The organism is Anaerolineae bacterium (genome assembly GCA_014360855.1).
In the GTDB taxonomy this organism is placed as follows: domain Bacteria; phylum Chloroflexota; class Anaerolineae; order JACIWP01; family JACIWP01; genus JACIWP01.
In genome coordinates this window covers 1-3,275 of the sequence record JACIWP010000317.1, presented here as the reverse complement: position 1 = coordinate 3,275, position 3,275 = coordinate 1, and the positions used below count along the sequence as shown (strand labels likewise).

The 3,275-nt window shown below is 60.4% G+C and carries 4 protein-coding genes; all 4 read right to left on the bottom strand.

The window, feature by feature from the left end:
* Positions 1–838 (bottom strand): CoB--CoM heterodisulfide reductase iron-sulfur subunit A family protein (locus tag H5T60_13320; protein ID MBC7243410.1); only part of this gene is annotated, 838 nt, incomplete at its 3' end.
* A gap of 15 nt (positions 839–853) precedes the next feature.
* Positions 854–1,447, bottom strand: a complete 594-nt coding sequence (locus H5T60_13315; protein MBC7243409.1) for a CoB--CoM heterodisulfide reductase iron-sulfur subunit A family protein — start codon at positions 1,445–1,447, stop codon at positions 854–856.
* A 16-nt stretch (positions 1,448–1,463) separates the two neighbouring features.
* A complete protein-coding gene (locus tag H5T60_13310; protein ID MBC7243408.1) occupies positions 1,464–2,648 on the bottom strand; it encodes a (Fe-S)-binding protein in 1,185 nt (394 codons plus the stop codon).
* Between the two features lie 40 nt (positions 2,649–2,688).
* Entirely contained in the window at positions 2,689–3,048 is a 360-nt protein-coding gene (locus H5T60_13305) for a response regulator (protein MBC7243407.1), read from the bottom strand.
* Positions 3,049–3,275 lie beyond the last annotated feature (227 nt).

The following is a 3,275-nucleotide window of genomic DNA, read 5'->3' as shown; positions in this document are numbered from 1 at the left end:
GGGTGGTGTTCTCGGCCTTGACCTGGATGCGCCCGTCGTCATGGACCACGACCTCAGCGCCGCGCCCCCGCACGAAATAGACGCCTTCTTCCTGCACCCGCTGATAGAACTCCTCGTAATCCTTGCCAAAGGCGCGGATGTCCATGTAGAACTCGAACACCTCGGCATCGGTCTTGTCCCGCACCAGGTGGGCGTGTTTCAGCGCGTACATACAACAGATGCGGGAGCAGTAGCGGTTGGCATGTTCATCGCGACTACCCACGCAGTGGATGATGGCCACGCGGCGCGGCTTCTCGCCTTTGGAGGTGAGGATCTGGCCCTGTGTGGGACCGGTAGCGCTGGAGAGGCGTTCGAACTGCAGGCCGTCAATGATGTCCGGCGACTTGCCGTAGGAGTACGCCGGCAGGCGGCGGGGGTCAAACATCTCGAAGCCGGTGGCGACCAGGATGGTCCCCACGCTGAGCTCGATAATCTGCTCCTTCTGGGTGAAGTCAATGGCATTGGTAGGGCAGGCTTCCACACAGGCCTTGGTGCACTTCCCCCGCGTCAGGAACAGACAGGCCTGGTCGTCAATGACCGCTTTCAGCGGCACGGCCTGGCCGTTATTGGGGATATAGGCGGCCCGCCGCCGGCTCAGGCCGGCGTCATACTCATTGGGCACCCCGCGCTTGAACACGCAGGCCTCCGCACATGCCCCACAGCCGGTGCAGAGATCGGTATTCACATAGCGCGGGCGCTGGCGCACCTTGACCTGAAAATGTCCGACATAGCCGGAAACTTCGGTCACCTCGCTGTAGGTGAGGAGAGTAATGTTGGGATGCCGACCGGCATCCATCATCTTTGGACCGAGGATTCAGGTACTGCAGTCCAGGGTGGGAAAAGTCTTGTCCAACTGGGCCATATGCCCGCCGATGGACGGCTGTTTCTCCACCAGGTAGACGGGATAGCCGGCCTCGGCAATGGTGAGGGCCGCCTGGATGCCGGCGATGCCGGCGCCGACCACCAGGGCCGCCTTGGTGACATCCTCCCGACGCGGGGACAGCGGTTCGTGATAACTCACCCGGGAGACGGCGGCGCGCACCAGGCGCTTGGCTTTCTCGGTGGCCTGCACCGGGTCCTTCACGACCCACGAGACATGCTCGCGGATATTGGCCATCTGGAAGAAATACGGGTTCAGGCCGGCGGATGCCAGGACGTTCTGGAACGTGGCCTCATGCATGCGCGGACTGCACGAGGCGACCACCACGCGGTTCAGCCCAAGCTGACGGATGTCCTGGCGGATCATCTCCTGGCCGGCCTCGGAGCAGGTATAGCGATGCGAACGGGCCACCACGACGTTGGGCAGACTGCTGGCATACCGCACCACTTCGTCCACGTTCACCGTGGCCGCAATGTTCAGCCCGCAGTGACAGACGTAAACGCCGATTCTAGGCTCTTCGCTGGACATATCCGTGTCCTCCTCGTTATTTTTCCATGACCTGCCACACCAGCTCGCATACATCCAGCACCCGGATGCGGGTTCGCGTCTTCCGGGCGGCCTGGAGCAGGGTGCGTTTGCACTGCTGGCAGGAGGAGATGATGGCTTCCGGATTGGTGGAGAGCGCTTCCTGAAGCCGCTCCACGGAAACGTGTTCCACCGCTTCAGGCTCGGTCATAGCGACGTCGCCGCCGCCCCCACAGCACACCGCGTTCTCCCGGCTGTGGGGCATTTCCTCCAGATGCATCCCGGGGATACTGCGGATGATTTCCCGGGGCGGATCGAACAGGCCGCTCTTGCGCCCCAGGTCACACGGGTCATGGTACGTCACCCGCCACGGCGTCTCGGTCAGCCGGATGGTCCCCTCCTGGATCATGCGAGAGAGCAGTTCGCTGGCGTGCAGGACCTCAAACTCGAAGGTTGCTCCCAGGATTTCCGGATAGAGGTGATGCCAGGTGTAATAGCAGGAGGAGCAGGTGGTGACCAGGATTTTGGCGCCGGCGGCGCGGACCCTCTCCACGTTGTGCTGGGCCAGCTTCACCATCTCATCCTTCATGCCGGCGCTGTACAGAGGATAGCCACAGCACCACTCCTCACTGCCCAGCAGGGAGTATCCCACGTGGGCCTGCTCGAATATTTGCACCAGGGACTGCGGGATGCTGTAGACCATGGGATACAGGGCCGACACACAGCCGGTGAAGAGCAGGATGTCGGCCGGCTCCTGCACCCGCTCTGGCGGCATCTCGATGCCCTCGCTCCAGATGAGGCGGGTCTTGTTGTCCTCGTTGAGGATGTTGTGGTTGTAATTGACCGCCTGGCGCATCATCAGGAGGGATTGAGGCACGGAGTAGCCGTTGGCGACCGCCCATTCCCTCAGCCGGCGCATGGTCTCATTCGTCATGATACCCCGCGGACAGCGGGCCGTGCATGCATAGCACTGCGTGCACAGCCAGAAGGTGCGGCTGTTCATGACCTCATCGCGCAGGCCCAGACGAATCAGCTCCCAAAGCTGACGAGGTGAGTAATCCATCAGCTCAGCCGTCGGGCAGGACGCACTGCACGTCCCGCACTGCAGACAGGACAACAGCTTACGCCAATCGGGTTCCACCTGGGCCATGAATTCGCGGTCCAATAGTTCGTCCGTCAGTACACGGGGAAGTGATGGGCTCATAATATCCACTCTCCTGATCGTCGGAACAGCGTTCAGCGCGCTACTTGAGGAACCGCCGCACGGTTTTCAACAGGAATTCGGGTTGAATCGGTTTGGATATCCAGGCATCAATGGGAACCCGTTCTTCAGGATACTCGCTGGCGTATTCGCTGGTTGTAATGGAGGAGATCATGATCAGAGGGATGTGCTTGAGAGCCGGGTCCGCTTTCAACATCTTACTGACGTCCACGCCCTCCAAAGTGGTGCTCATCATCACGTCGAGGAGGACAAGGTCAGGTGGGGTCTTGCGCATCACTTCCAGGGCCTGGCTTCCGCTTCGGGCTTCCATCACCTGGTAGCCTTCTGCCTCGAGGATCCTGCGGCAGAGAAACAGGAAATCAGGATCATCATCCACAATCAAAATCTTTGGCATGGCTTTACCCTCCTGTCGCCTGGGGGATACGCCCCTTTCTCTGCTCCCGCACATTGTTCAATGTATCACAAAAATACCAGAAAGTCAAAACAGGGTTTTTCGCTGTATATCGTGAAATAAGGGGCAAACTTTCATACCCCTCTTTGCTCGCGACGAGGCCGGCCCCCATCCACAAGGGCCAGCTTGACAGTCCACAGCAATGCGCTATCTTATGA